This window comes from Cryptosporangium aurantiacum, assembly GCF_900143005.1.
GTDB lineage: Bacteria > Actinomycetota > Actinomycetes > Mycobacteriales > Cryptosporangiaceae > Cryptosporangium > Cryptosporangium aurantiacum.
Genome location: NZ_FRCS01000007.1, coordinates 213,224 through 229,207, shown reverse-complemented (window position 1 = coordinate 229,207; position 15,984 = coordinate 213,224). Strand labels below are relative to the sequence as shown.

The window sequence follows — 15,984 nt, the reverse complement described above, 5'->3', positions numbered from 1 at the left end:
TCTCATGATGATTCTCGAGGACGCCGACCCGATGTGCCTCCCGCCGGACAGCGCGTCCGCGTTACTCGCCGCCGCGCCCTGGCGTCGGTACGCGGTGATCGGCGACAGCCTCTCCGCGGGCACCGGCGACGCCATCCCCGGCTACCGGGCCGCCGGATGGTCCGACCGGCTCGCCGGCCACCTCCGTGACGTCCATCCCCGGCTCGCGTACCTCAACACCGCGGTCGTCGGCGCCACGACCGCGGACACGCTCGGCTCCCAGCTCGACGAGGCGCTCTCGTTCGGGCCGGACCTGCTGCACCTGCCGTGCGGCGCCAACGACCTGCTGCGGCGACAGCCGGACTACGAGCGGATCGCCCGGCTGCTGCGCGTCCTCTACACGCGGTCGGCCACCAGCGGCGCGCTGCTCACCACGTTCACGCTCTCGTCCGAGTACGTCGTCCCGGTGTTCCCGGACTGGCGCGACCGGATCCGGCGGCTCAACGCGCTCGTCCGCGCGCTGGCCGCGGAGTTCGACGCGGTCCTCGTCGACATGGAGGACCACCCGGTCAACGCGCGGGACGACCTGCTCAGCGCCGACCGGATCCACTTCTCCACCGCCGGGCAGGCGGTCCTCGCGGCCGAGATGGTGCGGGCGCTCGCTCGTCAGCTGACCCGGTGACCCTACGATCGCCGGTATGGCGGTGACGACCGACAAGCGCCTGTTGCGCGGGGCGCGGACACGGCAGACCGTGCTCCGTCGCGCCGTCGACGTCGCCTCGCTCGACGGGCTCGGCGGGTTGAGCTTCGGGCGGCTGGCCGAGGACACCGGGATGAGCAAGGCCGGTATCCAAACGCTGTTCCGGACGAAGGAGGCGCTCCAGCTGGCCACCGTGGACACCGCCAGGGACCTGTTCGTCGATGCGGTGGTGCGACCTGCACGGTCGGCGCCGCCCGGCCGCGCCCGCCTGCTGGCGCTGCTCGACGGGTGGATCACCTACGCCACGACGCCGCTGTTCACCGGCGGCTGCTTCCGGGTCGCGAACCTGGCCGAGTTCGACAGCCACCCCGGCCCGGTGCACGACGCGCTGGCGCGCGACCAGCGGGACTGGATCGGGTTGCTCGCCGCGCAGATCCGCATCGCCGTCGCGGCGGGCGAGATCCCCGCGGTGGACGCCGAGCACGCCGCGTTCGGCCTGGACGCGCTGCTCTGCGCGACGAACACCGCGCTCCGCTTCGGCGACCCGGCCGCGGTCGACCGGCTCCGCCTGCTGGCCGAGTCGCTGCTGGGGCCGCAGCGCTGAAACCCCCGCGCCCGACTCCCGTGCCGCTCTCCTACCCGCTCCCCCGGCGTCGCTTCCTGGCGTCCGGGCTGCTCATCCCGGTCCTGCTGAGCGCCGACGGCCAGCGGAGCCGGGTGCGGTCGGCCCGGCCGTCCCGGGTCCCGGCCGACGTGTTCACGCTCGGGGTGGCGTCCGGCGACCCGTTACCCGACGGCGTCGTGCTCTGGACGCGGCTGGCGCCGCGCCCCACCGAGGGCGGCGGTATGCCACGGACCCCAGTACCGGTCCACTGGGAGGTCGCGCCCGACGAACGCTTTCGGACGATCGTGCGCTCCGGTACCGCAGTGGCACACCCCGCCTCGGCGCACACCGTCCACGTCGACGTCCGCGGACTGCGCGCCGGCGCGGAGTACTTCTACCGGTTCCGGGTGGACGGCCAGTCGTCGCCGGTCGGCCGCACCCGCACCGCACCGGCGCCCGACGCGCGCCCCGGGCACCTGCGGTTCGCCACCGCGTCCTGTCAGAACTGGCAGGACGGCTTCTACACGGCGTACCGGGCGATGGCCGAGGAGGACGTCGACCTCGTCCTGTTCCTCGGCGACTACATCTACGAGGCCGCGCCGGGGCCCGACCGGCTGCGAGACCACGTCGGCACCGGCCAGCCGTACACGCTGGAGGACTACCGCAACCTCCATGCCCAGTACCGCACCGACTGGGATCTGGCCCGGATGCACGCGGCGGCCCCGTGGGTGGTCTCGCTCGACGACCACGACGTCGACGACAACTGGACCGGCGCGCTCCCGGCCGATCCGACGCTCCGGGAGGCGGTGCCGTTCGCCGCGCGGAAGGCCGCCGCGCTGCGGGCGTTCTGCGAGCACATGCCGATTCGGCTGGGGCGGGCTGGGGTCGGCGCCGAGCCGCGGCTCTACCGGCGGCTGCGGTTCGGATCGCTGGCCACGCTGCACGTTCTCGACACCCGTCAGTACCGATCGCCGCACCCGCGCACGCTCGCGCAGGCCGACGAGCCGTGGCGGACGATGACCGGCGCGGCGCAGGAACGCTGGCTGCTCGACGGGCTGGCCCGGGCCGAGAGCGGCTGGAACCTACTGGCCAACCAGGTGGCGTGGGCCGCGGGTGACCGCCGCGCCGGGCCGCGCGAACGGTACAGCTTCGACAGCTGGGACGGGTACCGGTTGCAGCGGACGCGGCTGCTGGAGTACCTGGGAAGCGGCGTCGCGTCCAACCCGGTCGTTCTCACCGGGGACCAGCACGCGACCTGGGCGTGCGACCTGCGGCCGGACTTCGAGGCGGACGACTCCCCGGCCGTGGCCGCCGAGCTGGTCGGGACGTCGATCACGTCCGGCGGTGACGCGGATGTCGCCGCCTTCCGCCGGGTGCACGACACGCTGCGCGCCGAGAACCCGCACTTCAAGTACGTCGACAACCGGCGCGGCTACCTGGTCGGCGACCTGACCGCCGACCGGCTGGAGGCCCGGCTGCGGGTGGTCGACACGGTGCTGAGCCCGGGTCCGACGACGACACGCACGGCCGCGCGGTTCGTCGTCGAGGCCGGGCGGCCCGGCGTCACGCTCGACGACGCCGACCACCCGCGGGGCTGAGCTTCCACACTGAGCGGTGACGCACGTTGGTGTATTACGTTGCCATAGTGTGTGAGACACAGTATGGTGTTGGACATGACAAGCGATGCGACGCTCTCCGGCCACCTGCAGGAGTTGCGCCGCGGCACGGTCGTCGTCGCGAGCCTCACCGTTCTGCGCACCCCGGGCTACGGCTACTCGCTGCTCGAAACGCTCAGCGCGGCCGGGTTCGAGGTGGAGGCCAACACGCTCTACCCCCTGCTGCGGCGCCTGGAGGCCCAGGGCCTCCTCACCAGCTCCTGGAACACCGACGAAGCACGGCCGCGGAAGTTCTACCGGACCACCGAGCAGGGCGACGCGATCGCGCGCGCACTGCGCGCCGAGTGGTCCCGGCTCGACCGCGCGGTCACCGACCTCGACGCCCCCACCCTCGCCCCGAAGGACGCTTCATGAGTACCGACCTCGTCGACCGCTACGTCTTCACCGTCCTCCGCCGTGTCCCCGAGCGACAGCGCGCCGACATCGACCGGGAGCTCCGGGCCTCGATCGCGGACGCCGTCGACGCCCGGGTCGAGAACGGCGAGCCACCCGAGGCCGCCACCGAGGCCACGCTGCTCGAGCTCGGCGACCCCGACCGCCTGGCCGACGGGTACGCCGACCGGCCGCGCGTCCTCATCGGCCCGGAGCTGTACGACATCTGGCGCCGGCTGCTGCTGATGCTGTTCTCGATCGTGCTGCCGATCGTCGTCACGGTCGTGGTCATCGTGACGGTCCTCGAGGATCCGGCGATCGGGCCGGCCATCGGCGCCGGGATCGGCGCGCTGATGACCACCGGCGCGCACCTCGCGTTCTGGACCACGCTGGTGTTCGCGATCCTCGAACGCACCGGCGTCGCCCGCCGGGACCTAGGCGCCGAGTGGACGCTCGCCCACCTGCCGAAGTACGAGCCCGCGTCGCTGTCCCTCGGCCAGCTGGCCCTGACCGTGCTCTGGCCGGTCCTGCTGATCGCCGGGCTGGTGCTGCAGCAGTTCACGTTCACCGACGTCCCGGTGCTCGACCCGGACAACTGGACGTTCTGGTGGCCGTTCCTCATCGGCGTGCTGGTGCTGGAGATCGTCTACGCGGTCTGGCTGCACCGCCGCGGCGCCTGGACCCACGCGGTGACCGCCGCGAACGCCGTGCTGGCCGTGCTGTTGACCGGGCCGGTGGTCTGGCTGCTGGCCACCGACCGCTTCTTCAACCCGGAGTTCGTCGCCGGGCTGGACTGGGGCACCGAGGACCCGCTCGCCTGGCTGCGGGGCATTGTGATCGTCGTCGCGATCGTCGGTGCGGTCTACGACGTCGTCGACGTCGCGATCCGCGCCGAGCGGGCCCGCCGCGGTCTGGCCACTCCGGTCGCGGGAACCGGCAACCTGACGGTGACCGCCGGCTGACCGTCGTGCCCCCTCCGGGCGCCTTCCCGCTACGGCGGGAAGGCGCCCGCGACGCGTTCGCAATTGTTCGAGCCAGAGGATGCACATCACAGCGGGTAGTGGCAAGCTGACCGAAGTTCCGGGACCTGACGCTGTCGTCGGCTCGATGGGGTACCTCATGCACACGGGGCGTTCGGAAAGCCTGGTCCGCTGCGACCTGACTCGATCGGGCGAGTGCCTGGCGATCACCGGCGAGATCGACGAGGCGAACGCCTCCGCGCTGGCCGACCGGATCGGCGCCGCGCTGGCCGACCGGATCACGCTGCTGGACCTGCGTGGCGTGACGTTCTTCAGCGCGGCCGGGGTGCGGATGCTGCTGCTGGTCGGCCCCGCCGTGGGTGTTACGGACTCCGGGCTGCGGGTGCGGTGCTCGACCGCCGTCTGGCGGATCGTGGCGCTCTGCGGCGTCGCCGAGGTCAGCGGACTGCTCTTCGAGCCCTCGACGCGAGCAGGCACCGATACTTCGTCCAAGGCCGCTCAGTGACCGCCGCGCACTCCACCGGAACCGGGTTCGACCACGCCGCGCTGATCGTCGACTCGGACGACACCGTCCAGCAATTGCTGGTGCCGGTGCTGCGCAGACACGCGACCGACCGCACACCGGTGCTCCTGGTCGTCGGCCCGCACACCGAACGGGTGCTCCGCGCCGAGCTCGGCCCGGTCGCCGAGACCCTCGAGTGGGGCACACCGGACGCGTTCTACCAGCGGCTCGGTTTCGCGTTCGCGAACTTCCGGCAGTACCTGCGGGAGCAGCACGCGCAGGGCCGGAGCGTGCACGTGATCGCCGAGCCCGACGTCGCGACGGATCTGGAGGCCCCGGTCGACCGGGTCGCCGCGTACCTGAGCTACGAGTCGATGTGCAACGACGTCTACGCCGCGTACGGCTGCCCGATCACCTGCATCTGGGACAGCCGGCGCCACCCGACGCTGGTCATCGAGAACGTCCGCAGCATCCACGACCACGAGCTGACCGTCGACGGCCGGTTGGAGAACGACGGCTTCATCCCCACCGACCGGTACCTCGACGGGCGCGCGGACGTGACGATGCCGCCCGCGCCCGAGGCCTCCGACCTGGACCTCGTCATCGACGAACTGGACGAGCTGACCGGCTGCCGAGCGGCGATCAGCGCCTGGGCGACCGAGCACGGCTTCGCCGACCTGGCCGCGAAGCAGGTCTCCGCGGCCGCGAGCGAGGTCCTGACGAACGGGCTGCGGCACGGCCGCCCACCGGTGCGCGTACGCACCTGGCACCACGACAAGACGCTCGTCGTCCACGTCGAGGACCGCGGCGGGACGCCGATCCCGGCGGACGCGGGTTATCGCCCGCCGCTCCGGCCGGGGGACGGCATGGGCCTGTGGGTCGCCCGGCAGTTCGCGGACGTACTGCTCACGCACACCGACGTGGGATGCACCGCGGTGCGCCTCTACTTCCCGTACGGGGTGACGCACCGCGGCCTCGACGTCGACGAGGGCTGAACCCCGCTCTCAGGGCGCCACCGCACCGAAGTCCGCGAAGCCGGACGGGTCGTGGCGGCCGATGCTGGCGTGTTCGAACAGACCCCAGCCGACCTGGCCGTCGCAGGTCGCCCGCGCCGGGTGGTCGACGACACCCCACACCGTCCGTCCGGCGATCGCCGGGTCCTTCATGTCGTACCGGTCCGCCCGCGACCAGTTGCGGCCGTGCCAGGTGCCGTGCGTCCAGTCCGGATCGCCGCCGTAGCCGGCGCCGACGTGCAGCGGGATGCCGCCCAGCGATTCGACGTCGACGACCAGCGCCTCACCCCGTGCGGTGGTACAGGACAGACGTGCGCCGACCGGGATCCGCGTCCCGCTGGTGTAGTCGATCTCGATGCGCGGCCAGCCGAGTTGCTCGACTCGACCGTCCGGGAACACCCGGGTCGCGTCGTTGAGCGTGCGGTACCCGTCCGGTGTCTCCTGGACGATGATCACGATCGCGAAGTCGTCGAACCGCAGCGGCACGTAGAGCCACCACAGCCCCTCGTTCGGGTCGTCCAGCGGACGCCCGGGCGGCACCGCCTCGCCGACCGGCCGGATCCCCCAGGACCGATCCCGGGTGCCCAGCCAGACCTCCGGGTCGACGCTCACGTCGATGCCGTCCACGACGAGCTGCCCGCTCCACGTCCCGACCTGCGCGAACCGGTTCGCGTCCAACGTGACGCGGGGGCCGCTGAGCATCAGGTGCGACTGCTCCAGCACCGCCGGGAACGACCCCTCCCAGGTGAGGTCGAACCCGACGCCCAGGTCGGCCGCGTCGCAGATGACCCGGATCCGCTGGAGCGGGTCGACGACCTCGATCCGGTACGGCCCGACGGTCTGCTGCAGGCTCCGCGCCTCCAGCGCGTCGGAGAACTTCACCGAGTACTGGACGTCGCCGCGCTTGGCGAGCGCGAACGCGTCGACCACACCGAGGTGCGGGTAGGTACCGAAGCCGGTGATGACCGCGGTCTCGCCGGTCCGGTCGTGCGCCAGGAAGTAGCTACGGTCGTAGAAGTGCCGGTCGCTGGTCGCGCCACGGGCGATCGGCAGCGGTGCCTGGTGGATCGGGTACTCGTCGAGCGGCGTCGGCTTCATGCGTGCATCCACTCCGCGCGTCCGTCGATCATCGCGCGGAGCAGCGTGTGGAACAGCACGTATTCGTCGGGCGTCGGTGGCACGGCGTCCTCCCCGAAATGGATCATCCGGCGTTTGATCCGGCTCATGATCACGGCGTGCCGGACCGCCGCGTACATCAGGAAGAACGGGAAGTCGCGCACGGTGTGGCCGGAGGCCTGCTCGTAGACCGCGACGGCGTCGGACGCCCGGAACAGACCGGGGATGCCCGGGAACTCGAACACCTCGGCGATGTCCTGGAAGAACCGGTGCAGGAACACCATCCAGGCCAGGTCGACCTCGCGCGGGCCGAGCACGCACATCTCCCAGTCCAGCACCGCGACCGGGCGGAACCCGTCGTAGATGACGTTGCCCGGCCGGGCGTCGCCCCAGCAGAGGACCGCCTCGCCGGGGTCGGCCGGCCAGTGCTCCTCCAGCCAGGCGAACGCGTCCTCGATGACCGGGATCCGCAGGCCGTCCGCGGCCCGGGTCCACTCGTAGTACGCGCGCTGGTCGTCGACGAGCTGCCGCAGCGGGTCGGCGCCCGCCTCGGCGGCGAGCAGCGGCAGCCGCCGCCGCACGTCGGTCAGCGCGTGCACGCGAGCCAGCAGCCGCACGGTCGCGTCCTGGAACTCGCGCTGCTCGTCCGGGCCGGCGTCCAGCAGCCAGCCGCCGAACACGTACGGCGGGTTGTCCACCGGGATCCGGCCCTCGACGCGCTCCATCACCAGGAACGGGGAGCCGAGCACGTCCGGCGACTCCTCCAGCCAGTGCAGCCGCGGCACCGGCACGTCGGTGTGCGCAGCGACCGTCGCGATCACGTCGTGCTGACGCCGCAGGTCGTAGGCGGGGAACACCGGGTAGGCGTCGAGGTCCGGTGGGATCCGGGCCACCAGGCCACGTTCCACCCGCTCACCCTCGTGCGTCCAGGCGGCGTCGAACAGCAGCGAGACGCTGGACATCCCGGTCTCCCCCGGCCGGCGCAACTCGCCGACCTCGGCGGGGCCACCGGTTTTCGCCGTCAGCCACTCGGTCAGACGCCGACGGAGGTCCACCAGGTCGGTGACCGTCGTCGTCATGGTCTTGGACACCCGCGCGGGGGTTTCGGACTCGGCCATCGCACGCCTCCCGGCACTGGAACGCGTTCTGGTTTCGCGGACAGTAGAGGCGCGGAGGCCGTGCGGTCAAGGTGTGGATGCCGGCGGGCGCACGCTGGCCAGCGTCCGCTCGACCTCCCAATACGCGCGCATCATCTCGATCCGCCCGTCGTCGTCGAGGCGGTAGACGCTCACGAGTTGGGTGTCGGCCGTCGTACCGTCCTCCAGCTCGGTGCTGAACGTCGCGACGTTCGCGCAGTGCGGGCCGTTGGCGAACGAGTCGTGGATCGTGAAGTGGAAGCGTTTCACCGGCGCGATCGCGAGATCCCAGAACGCACCGATCCCGTCGCGGCCCCGGTGCCCCTTGGCCTCCGGGTCGAAGAACGACGGTCCGACCGGATCCTCGAGGACCGCGTGCTCGGAGAAGAGCGCGAGCCACTCGTCCTTGGACTTGCGTCCGACCGCGTCGTACGACCGCTGCGAGGCGGCCCGCGCCGGGTTCTCGCCGTCCGGCGCGTTCCAGGTGATGAACTCCGACTCGATCATCAGGGCACTATAACGCGTTCTAGTGAGCCGGACCGAGGTTAAGGTCCGGGCATGACGATTCGTCTGGGCTACCAGATCCCGAACTTCACCTACCCGGACACGCCGAACGACCAGCTGTTCGACGTCGTGATCGCCCAGGCGCGCGAGGCGGAAGCGTCCGGGTTCGACACCGTGCTGGTGATGGACCACTTCTACCAACTGCCCGGCATCGGAACGCCCGACCACGCGATGCTCGAGTGCTACACCACGCTCGGCGCGCTGGCGACCGCGACGTCGACCGTACAGCTGTCCGCGCTGGTCACCGGCGTCACCTACCGCAACCCGCCGATGCTCGCCAAGGCCGTGACGACGCTCGACGTGGTGTCGAAGGGCCGCGCGGTCCTGGGCATCGGCGCCGGCTGGTTCGAGCGCGAGCACCACGACTACGGCTACGAGTTCGGCACGTTCACCGATCGGTTCGAGCGGCTCGAGGAGGCGCTCAACATCATCGCGCCGATGCTGCGCGGGGAGGCGCCGTCGTACTCCGGCGCCTGGTACACGGTCCGGAACGCGCTGAACAACCCGCGCGTGCGGCCGACGATCCCGATCATGCTCGGCGGCTCCGGCGAGAAGAAGACGTTCCGGCTCGCGGCGCTGTTCGCCGACCACCTCAACGTCATCTGCGGCCGGGCCGACGTCCCCCGCAAGATCGAGGCGCTGCGGCAGCGCTGCGCGGAGGCCGACCGCGATCCCGAGACGCTGGCGACGAGCTTCCTGACGTCGGTGCTGATCGCCGAGAGCGAGGCGGAGCTGGCCACGCTGCTCGAGCCGCTGTCGCCGGGAGCGCGCTCGCGGATCGTCGCCGGGACGCCGGACCGGGTCGCGGAGATCCTGCAGAAGGAGGTGCTCGACCAGGGCATCACCGGGCTGACGATCAACATGCCGTACACCGGGCACCGGCCGGGCGCGGTGGAGCTGGCCGGGCGGACGCTGCGCTCGCTGGTCGAATAAATGCGCGCAGGCCTGGTGGGATTAGCCACGGTCGTGTTCCTGCTGGCCGGGTGCAGCGGCGACGCACCGGAGCCCGGCGGCGGCCCCACGCCGGAGCCCGGCCGGCCCACACCCGGGTCCGGCGGGCCAACGCCGGGAACGCCGACCGCCGCGCCTCCCGCGGACGCGTCGGCGTTCCGGTGCGAATCGCCGATCGATACCCTCGCCGCGCCGCCGGCGGCGTACACCTCGGTGCTGGACGCGGTCGCGCTCGCCACCGCGTCGGTCCAGCAGGTCACCGCGTCCGGGCCGGACGACCCACATCCGCTGTGGGCGAAGACCGGGCTGGTCATCCGCGCCGGCCACCCGGTCGTGCTCACGGTCCCCGAGACCGCGGCGATCGCCTGGGGCACCAACGGCGGCCGGTGGACGAACCGGCTCGCGATCCCCGGGTGCCCGCCGACGGCCGGGGACCGGGAGCCGTGGATGGCGTACCCGGGTGGCTTCGTCGTCGACGAACCGGCGTGCGTGCCGGTCGAGGTCTCCGCCGGAGACCGGCGGGCGACCCTGCGGGTCCCGGTCGGCCGCGCCTGTTAGGCGGGTGTCACACCCGTGGCCCGGCCGGTGTCTCCATGCCGGCAACGACCACGAGGAGGAGACATGGCCACCACCACGCGGATCCCGGCCGCCGAGATCACCGGACCCTACGGCGCCGTCCTGAAAGCCCTCTGCCGGAAGATGATCGGCACCGTGCCCGAGTCACTCGGGGTGCTCTGGCACCAGCGGCAGGTGCTCCGGTTCGGCCTCGGGACCGGCCGGAAGGCCAAGAAGTGGAAGGCGTGCGACGAGACCCTGAAGGCCTACGCTCACCTCGCGGTGTCGTCGCTGGTCGGCTGCTCGTTCTGCCTCGACTACGGGTACTTCGAGGCACACCACGCGGGGCTCGACCTGACGAAGGCCCGTGAGGTCCCCCGCTGGCGGAGGTCGGACGTCTTCACGCCGCTCGAGCGGGACGTCCTGGAGTACGCCGAGGCGGTGTCGCAGACGCCGCCGGCCGTCACCGACGAGCTCTCGGCGCGGTTGCTCGGGCAGCTCGGTCCGTCCGCGCTGGTCGAGCTCACGGCGTGGGTCGCGCTGGTCAACCAGATGACGCGGATGAACGTCGCGCTCGGCATCGAGTCCGAGGGTTTCGCGGCCTCCTGCGGCCTGCCGCCCCTCGCGCAGCGGGAGGTGGCGTCACCGGCCTGAGGGGAGCAGGTGCGCCCGGAGGAACGTGACCGTGCGGTCGAGGGCAGCCGCGGCCGCTTCCGGCGCGCCGCGCCACATGTGGTCGGCCCCGTCGAACAGCTCGAGCGTCGCGCCGGGGAGCAGTGCGGCGAACCGCTCGCTCTGCCGGACCGAGATGAGGCGGTCGGCCGTGCCGTGCAGGAGCAGGAACGGCGGGGCGCCCGGCCCGGCGTACGTGATCGGGCTGGCCTCGGCGGTGCGCTCGGGGTCCGCGGTGACCGGACCGCCGAGGAGCTGCGCTTCCCGCGAGTCCGGAGCGTCCGGGTCGGCACCCAGGTCGGTGGCGACCGCGCCCAGGTCGCTCGGCGTGTACCAGCCGACGACCGCGTCGACCGCGCTCGACGGCCCGGTGTAGCCGATCTCGCCCTCCAGCGCGGCGGAGTTACCGGTGAGGCCGAGCAGCGCGGCCAGGTGGCCACCGGCCGACTCCCCCCAGGCCGCGATCCGCGTGGTGTCGAGCCCGGCCTCGCTGCCCCGGGCGCGCAGCCACCGCACCGCGGCTTTCACGTCGTGCAGCGGCGCGGGCCAGGTGGCCTCGGCCGACAGCCGGTAATCGACGCTCGCGACCGCGATTCCGGCCAGCGCGAGCCGCTCGAACGGCGTCGGGCGCGTTCCGGCGTACGCCGGGCCGACCGTGCTCCGGCTGCCTACCCGCCAGCCGCCACCGTGCAGGAACACGACGACCGGTACCGGCCCGACCGCCTCCGGCGGCAGGATCAGGTCCAGCTCCAGCGGCCGGTACCCGGGCACGCCCGCGTACGGGATCGCGTTCACCGTCCGGACGCCGTCCGCAGCGACGTGTGCCGGCGGCAGCGGCCCCTCGTGCGCGGGCGGCAGCAGTGGACGCGCCCCGGCTGCCGAGTGGACTCCGGTCATCGCGGCACTCCTGTCATCGTCTCGGCGCCGGTAACCATCCGGAGCACGTCGTTGACGTCCTCGACCGCGTCGCCGCGCCAGGCGACGTGCTGGTCCGGGCGCACGAGCACCAGGTCCGCCCCGAACCGCGGCCGGAGTTCGGGCCGGTGCGCGAGGTCGAGCGTCCGCAGTGGGATACCGAGCCGGCCGGCCGCCGAAACCCAGCCGTCCACGTCCGCCGAGCCGAAGCTCAGCAGCGTGAACTCGGGTCCCAGCCGGTCGTAGAGCGAACCACCGTCCGGCAACCACGCGTGCGGCAGCCGGGCACCGGGGTGCGCGGACGGGACGTACTCGGTCAGCCGCGGCGCCGGGACCGGCGCGCCGTCCGGCACGACGACCGGCGAGTCCGGGTAGTCGTAGCCGAGCACCAGCCCGAGGCTGTGGAACTCCGGGTCCTTGACCTGCAGTGCCTCGGCGAGCCGGGCCCGCAGCGCGCGTCCGGCCTCCCCGGCGTCGGTCAGGTCGGCGCCGCTGTCCAGGTCCTTCTTCAGGGCGGGCGCGAGGAACGCCTCCTGCGACCCGGCCGCGTCGATCGTGCGCTCGGCCACCGGACGCCGTTCGGCCTGGTAGCTGTCGAGCAGGGACGCCGGAGCCCAGCCCCGAAGCACCGCGGCGAGCTTCCAGCCGAGGTTCACCGCGTCGCCGACGCACGTGTTGAAGCCGTGCCCGCCCCACGGCGGATTGAGGTGAGCGGCGTCGCCGACCAGGAACACCCGCTGCCCCCGGTACCGGTCGACGAGCAGCATCCGCGCCGACCACGGGTCGGTGGCCAGCACCTCCACGTCCACGTCGACGCCGATGAGCGCGCGCACCAGCGTCGCCGCGTCGGCGTCGGAGTGCACGCCCTGCACGATGGCCCACCACGTGCCGTCCAGGTCGAGGCGGCCCATCAGGCCGCCGGCCTCGGCACCGATCACCCAGTAGTGGACGCCGAGCGCGCAGAGCGCGCCGGTCTCCAGCGCCGGGGCCCGGAACGTGACGCTGAGGTTCGGCATCGTGCCCGACGCACCCTCGTAGCGGACGCCGATCGCCCGGCGGGTGATCCCGCTGCTGCCGTCGCAGCCCAGCACGTACTCGGCGACGACCTCGTGGCGGCCACCGTCCGGATCACGCACCACCGCCCGGGCCGCGTCGGGACCGTCCTCGACCGACTCCGCGCTCCAGCCGATCCGGAGCGACACCGTCGGCTGCGCGGCGACCGCGTCCCGCAGCACCTGCTCCACCACCGGCTGCGGAACCTGCTGCCCGGCCTCGGCGAACGCCTCCCGGCGATCGGTGACCAGCCCGAACGCCTCGGGGAAGCGGGTGATCTCGTGCCCGAACAGCCCGGTGCAGAAGACGACGTCCTGCGCGTGCTCGACCGGCAGCGGCGCGAGTTCCCGGAGCCGGTCGGCCAGACCCCACCGCCGCAGGTGCTCCATCGTCCGGACGCTGGTGGTCTTGGCGCGCGCCCGCAGCGGGTCGAGCGTGGCACGCGGCTCGACGACCAGCACCTCGATGCCCCGGCGGCCGAGTTCGAGTGCCGCGGCCAGCCCGCTGGGGCCGCCGCCGACGATCAGCACCGGGACGTTCACTGCTTCTCCTGCCACTGCCGGACGTATGCCCGGCCGTAGTCGTTGCCGTGCGGGGTGCGCAGGACGGTGTGGATGTGGAAGGGCTGCGGGGTGTCGTAGTCGAGGAACACCCCGCAGTGGTGGTCGAGCTCGGCGATGACCACCGGCGACTGCACCCGGTAGTAGAAGACGTCACCGGGCTCGTGGCCGCCGATCCAGGAGAACCAGGTCTCGTCCCAGTGCTCCCGGAGCTCCCGCAGCCGGGCCGCGCGGGGCCCGGCAGGCAGCACCGACACGAACCGCTCGACCAGCGCCAGCACCAGGTCCTGCGCGGACGCCGGCAGCTCGGCGACCCGGACACCTTCGAACGGGATGACCCGGTTGTCCTGGAACGCACCGGCCAGGTGCCGTTCGTCGCCGGGGTGGACCCGGCCCTCCGGCATCGCGGGGTCGACCATCTGCGCGTACACCGTGGCGGCCGCCCGCTGCGGCGGGGTCAGCGCCGCCATCACGGCACGACCGAGCGCGATGTGGTCGGCGAACGAACCCCGCCCGGCGTGCTCCCCGGCGTCGATCTCGTTGGGTTCGGCACCGAGGAAGATCGGGGAGACGACCATCCGGCCCTCCACCACCAGGCAGTTGACCGCGCAGTGGTGCCCGTAGAGCTGCCAGCCCCAGGGCTTGTGCGGGTCCGGCTCGCCGTAGAGCGCGAGGTTGTAGCTGAACTCGTTGAGGATCGTCTCCAGGTCCACGACCTCGCCGAGGAACCCGTTGATCAGCATCATCGTGTGCGCCAGCTCGAATCCCTCGGGGGACAGCGACGCGCGCATCAGGTCCAGTGCCTTCTCCCGGACCTCGACCGGCTGGAACTCCAGCCGCAGCCCGGTGTCGAACTGCAGGAACTCCGGGTTGGCCCAGGTCTGCCACTCGACCGCGTCCACCGGGAACGAGACCCGCTCCCGGTCCTCCGGCGCGAGCGCGGCCAGCAGCGCACCGGCCGCCTCCACCATGGCCGCCACCGGTGCCTCCGCCCCGCGCGCGGCCGGCACCAGCGGGTAGAGGCCCTGGCGGAGCACCCCGGATTCGGTGACCCCGCGGAACTCGTTGAGGTACAGCGGTGTCCAGCCCTCGACCAGCCCACCGGTGAACGTGCCCGGCTTCCTGGCGAACTCCCGGTACGCGTACGGGTCCAGACCCCGGACCTCCGCCAGCCGCGGGTGGTCGTGCGGGAACAAGTACTTCCGGAAGCTCATCGTGCCTCGTTACCGACGATCGTGTTGCGCAGCACGCCGATCCGCTCGACGTCCACCTCGACGACGTCCCCGGGGTGCAGCAACCACTGCGGGTCGCGGGCGTAACCGACGCCGGACGGGGTCCCGGTGGCGAGCAGGTCGCCGGGGCGCAGCGTGAACGTGTGCGAGATCAGCGAGAGCGTGTCGCCGACCGTGTAGACCATCTCGTCGGTGCGGCCGTCCTGCACGGTCTCGCCGTTGACCCGGGTCCGCACCCGCAGGCCGTCGCGCAGGTCACCGACCTCGGCGGCGGGCACCAGCGGGCCGAGCGGGCCGGAGTTGTCCCCGTTCTTGCCGAGGATCCACTGCGACGTGAGCTTCTGGGCCTTGCGAGAGGTCAGGTCGTTGAACGCCGAGTACCCGACGACCGCGGCGAGCGCGGTGTCCGGGTCGGCGTCGACGAGCGTCGACCCCACCCAGGCGACGACCTCACCCTCCCAGTCGATGCCGTCCTCGTTGGAGGGCACCGGCACCTCGGCGCCGTCGACGGTGAGCGACTGGGTCCAGCGGGCGAACAGCGTCGGGTAGGGCGGGACACCGCTCTCGGCGAACGACCCTTCGGCGACGTGCTTGAGGTAGTTCAGGCCGATGCAGATGACCCGCGCGCCGGGCAGCACCGGCGGCACGAGCTCCACGTCAGCGACGGCCAGCGTCGGTCCGGTGGCGGGCCGGGCCAGGTGCGCCGCGGCGTCCGCCCAGAACTCCTCCAGGCCGGCGACGACCGTGACCGCGGAACCGTCCGCGGCCAGGTCGGCCACCTCGACGCCGGCGGCGTCGCCGCGGCGCACACCGACGATCCTCACGGGCGGTCCGTGGGCCACGTGTACTGCGGCATGAACTGCATGCGGTGCTGCTGGGCGGCCGCCTGCATCCGCGGGAAGTCCGGGATGAACGGCGGCTGCTCCACGGTGGCGTGGTCGGTGGGCTGCCCCATGTGCTGGAAGAACCGTTCGAACCCGCCGGACATCACGCCGAGGATGCGTGCGGCCTCCTCGACCTGGTAGGCGTGCGGCTTGCCCGCCGGGACGTACGCGAAGTCACCGGCCAGCAGCAGCGACGACGACTTCGTGCCCTCGGCGTCCTCGAAGAACACCCGCAGCTTGCCCTCGAGCACGTAGAACACCTCGTGGGTGTCGTCGTGCGAGTGGGTCGGGATGACGTCCCCCGACGGGCAGTCGCTGGTGATGACGCCGAACTGCCCGTTGGTCTCGTCACCCGAGAGCAGCACCGTGAACAGGTCGGTGAACAGCATCGCGTGCTCGCCCTCGCCGCGGCGCAGCACGTAGGGCTCGGGCTTGCCGGGCAGGCGCCCCTGCCACGCGGGCCGCCCCGACGGGTCGGCCAGGTACTCGAAGCTCATCATGTCTCCGTTGTCAGGTCAGG

At 72.4% G+C, this 15,984-nt stretch carries 18 protein-coding genes; 10 read left to right on the top strand and 8 right to left on the bottom strand.

What is annotated here, in order from left to right; genetic code table 11:
• Window positions 1-4 precede the first annotated feature (4 nt).
• From BUB75_RS23935 to BUB75_RS23905, 7 genes are all read left to right on the top strand, one after another.
• Window positions 5-661 (top strand): SGNH/GDSL hydrolase family protein, encoded by a 657-nt coding sequence (locus BUB75_RS23935; RefSeq protein ID WP_218617731.1) that lies wholly within the window; start codon window positions 5-7, stop codon window positions 659-661.
• Between the two features lie 16 nt (window positions 662-677).
• Complete coding sequence (locus BUB75_RS23930; protein ID WP_073260026.1) at window positions 678-1,283, top strand: TetR/AcrR family transcriptional regulator; 606 nt, start codon at window positions 678-680, stop codon at window positions 1,281-1,283.
• A gap of 20 nt (window positions 1,284-1,303) precedes the next feature.
• Entirely contained in the window at window positions 1,304-2,881 is a 1,578-nt protein-coding gene (locus BUB75_RS23925; RefSeq protein ID WP_073260025.1) for an alkaline phosphatase D family protein, read from the top strand.
• Window positions 2,882-2,956: 75 nt separating this feature from the next.
• Window positions 2,957-3,313 carry a PadR family transcriptional regulator gene (locus BUB75_RS23920; protein WP_073260255.1) on the top strand — a complete coding sequence of 119 codons (357 nt, stop codon included), beginning with the start codon at window positions 2,957-2,959 and terminating at the stop codon, window positions 3,311-3,313.
• The gene (locus BUB75_RS23915; protein WP_073260024.1) at window positions 3,310-4,293 is read left to right on the top strand and encodes a permease prefix domain 1-containing protein; all 984 of its coding nucleotides are present in this window, start codon (window positions 3,310-3,312) and stop codon (window positions 4,291-4,293) included. Before BUB75_RS23920 ends, BUB75_RS23915 begins: the two co-directional genes overlap by 4 nt.
• Window positions 4,294-4,450: 157 nt before the next feature.
• On the top strand, window positions 4,451-4,816 hold the full coding sequence (locus tag BUB75_RS45405) for an STAS domain-containing protein (RefSeq protein ID WP_143175369.1): 366 nt from the start codon (window positions 4,451-4,453) through the stop codon (window positions 4,814-4,816).
• Window positions 4,813-5,808 (top strand): MEDS domain-containing protein, encoded by a 996-nt coding sequence (locus BUB75_RS23905; RefSeq protein ID WP_073260022.1) that lies wholly within the window; start codon window positions 4,813-4,815, stop codon window positions 5,806-5,808. Before BUB75_RS45405 ends, BUB75_RS23905 begins: the two co-directional genes overlap by 4 nt.
• Window positions 5,809-5,817: 9 nt before the next feature.
• On the opposite strand, the gene BUB75_RS23900 is transcribed toward BUB75_RS23905, so the two are convergent.
• From BUB75_RS23900 to BUB75_RS23890, 3 genes are all read right to left on the bottom strand, one after another.
• Window positions 5,818-6,924: an Rv3169 family protein gene (locus tag BUB75_RS23900; RefSeq protein WP_073260021.1), complete on the bottom strand. Its 1,107-nt coding sequence runs from the start codon at window positions 6,922-6,924 to the stop codon at window positions 5,818-5,820.
• Window positions 6,921-8,060, bottom strand: coding sequence for a phosphotransferase family protein (locus BUB75_RS23895; RefSeq protein WP_073260020.1), 1,140 nt, complete (start codon window positions 8,058-8,060; stop codon window positions 6,921-6,923). Before BUB75_RS23895 ends, BUB75_RS23900 begins: the two co-directional genes overlap by 4 nt.
• 66 nt (window positions 8,061-8,126) lie before the next feature.
• On the bottom strand, window positions 8,127-8,585 hold the full coding sequence (locus BUB75_RS23890; protein ID WP_073260019.1) for a nuclear transport factor 2 family protein: 459 nt from the start codon (window positions 8,583-8,585) through the stop codon (window positions 8,127-8,129).
• Between the two features lie 51 nt (window positions 8,586-8,636).
• On the opposite strand from BUB75_RS23890, the gene BUB75_RS23885 reads away from it, so the two are divergent.
• From BUB75_RS23885 to BUB75_RS23875, 3 genes are all read left to right on the top strand, one after another.
• Window positions 8,637-9,575, top strand: a complete 939-nt coding sequence (locus BUB75_RS23885; protein WP_073260018.1) for an LLM class F420-dependent oxidoreductase — start codon at window positions 8,637-8,639, stop codon at window positions 9,573-9,575.
• Window positions 9,576-10,151, top strand: coding sequence for a hypothetical protein (locus BUB75_RS23880; RefSeq protein WP_073260017.1), 576 nt, complete (start codon window positions 9,576-9,578; stop codon window positions 10,149-10,151). It begins immediately after the preceding gene.
• 63 nt (window positions 10,152-10,214) lie between these two features.
• Complete coding sequence (locus tag BUB75_RS23875; protein WP_073260016.1) at window positions 10,215-10,802, top strand: carboxymuconolactone decarboxylase family protein; 588 nt, start codon at window positions 10,215-10,217, stop codon at window positions 10,800-10,802.
• On the opposite strand, the gene BUB75_RS23870 is transcribed toward BUB75_RS23875, so the two are convergent.
• The 5 genes from BUB75_RS23870 to BUB75_RS23850 are packed head-to-tail and all read right to left on the bottom strand — an operon-like array spanning window position 10,791 to window position 15,961.
• The gene (locus BUB75_RS23870; RefSeq protein WP_084741636.1) at window positions 10,791-11,717 is read right to left on the bottom strand and encodes an alpha/beta hydrolase; all 927 of its coding nucleotides are present in this window, start codon (window positions 11,715-11,717) and stop codon (window positions 10,791-10,793) included. The genes BUB75_RS23875 and BUB75_RS23870 overlap by 12 nt on opposite strands.
• Window positions 11,714-13,330 carry an FAD-dependent monooxygenase gene (locus BUB75_RS23865; protein ID WP_073260015.1) on the bottom strand — a complete coding sequence of 539 codons (1,617 nt, stop codon included), beginning with the start codon at window positions 13,328-13,330 and terminating at the stop codon, window positions 11,714-11,716. The genes BUB75_RS23870 and BUB75_RS23865 overlap by 4 nt, the downstream gene beginning before the upstream one ends.
• Complete coding sequence (locus BUB75_RS23860) at window positions 13,327-14,562, bottom strand: DUF3500 domain-containing protein (RefSeq protein ID WP_073260014.1); 1,236 nt, start codon at window positions 14,560-14,562, stop codon at window positions 13,327-13,329. The genes BUB75_RS23865 and BUB75_RS23860 overlap by 4 nt, the downstream gene beginning before the upstream one ends.
• Window positions 14,559-15,404 carry a fumarylacetoacetate hydrolase family protein gene (locus BUB75_RS23855; protein ID WP_073260013.1) on the bottom strand — a complete coding sequence of 282 codons (846 nt, stop codon included), beginning with the start codon at window positions 15,402-15,404 and terminating at the stop codon, window positions 14,559-14,561. The genes BUB75_RS23860 and BUB75_RS23855 overlap by 4 nt, the downstream gene beginning before the upstream one ends.
• The gene (locus BUB75_RS23850) at window positions 15,401-15,961 is read right to left on the bottom strand and encodes a quercetin 2,3-dioxygenase (protein ID WP_073260253.1); all 561 of its coding nucleotides are present in this window, start codon (window positions 15,959-15,961) and stop codon (window positions 15,401-15,403) included. The genes BUB75_RS23855 and BUB75_RS23850 overlap by 4 nt, the downstream gene beginning before the upstream one ends.
• Between the last annotated feature and the right edge of the window lie 23 nt (window positions 15,962-15,984).